This is a genomic window from Mesorhizobium sp. M0208 (assembly GCF_040322015.1).
Taxonomy (GTDB): domain Bacteria; phylum Pseudomonadota; class Alphaproteobacteria; order Rhizobiales; family Rhizobiaceae; genus Mesorhizobium.
In genome coordinates, this window is record NZ_JAMYSP010000125.1 from 1 (window position 1) to 640 (window position 640).

At 65.2% G+C, this 640-nt stretch carries 2 protein-coding genes; both read left to right on the forward strand.

Features of this window, described 5'->3' with window-relative positions; genetic code table 11:
* A partial coding sequence (locus tag NKJ17_RS33935) for an ADP-ribosylglycohydrolase family protein (protein WP_352692071.1) occupies positions 1-237 on the forward strand: 237 nt, incomplete at its 5' end.
* On the forward strand, positions 234-640 hold a 407-nt coding region (locus tag NKJ17_RS33940; protein ID WP_352692072.1), incomplete at its 3' end, for a PfkB family carbohydrate kinase. The genes NKJ17_RS33935 and NKJ17_RS33940, both read left to right, overlap by 4 nt.

Genomic DNA, 640 nt, shown 5'->3' on the forward strand with positions numbered 1-640 from the left:
TGGCAGGCGGCAGTCATCAGTGCCAATCTCGGTGGCGACACCGATACGATCGGCGCCATCGCGGCCGGCATGGCCGGTGCCTGCACCGGCTTTTCCCGATTGCCTCAGAACCGCATTGCAAACCTCAAGGGCATCGACATGACGGGGGTTAGCGCGCTCGCCGCCGACCTTGTTGTGGCGCGGATGTCCAAGGGCCGTGTGGACAAGGGCAGTGGCGGCAAGGATGCGGCGGCATGAGAGGGCGTCTCGTCCATGTCGGCAGCGCGGTGGTCGACTATGTTTACCGCATCGATGCCTTGCCGGCCCCGGGCACGGAGAAGACTGCGTCGAGCTATGCACGAGTCGCCGGCGGCGGCTTCAACATGATGGTCGCGGCCAGCCGCACCGGCATGAAGGTGGTGTTCGGCGGCCAACTCGGCAGCGGACCCAATGGCGACTTCCTGCGCAGCGCCTTCAACGCCGAGGGTATCAGTACTATGACCCCGCCATCGCCCATGATGGACAGCGGCCATTGCGTCGCCTTGATCTCGAGCGATGCCGAACGCACCTTCGTGTCTTGGCCGGGCGCTGAAAGCGTACTCAGCCTCGACATGCTGGCGCCCGTGGTGGTCGCTGCAGACGACTGGGTGTTCACGTCAGG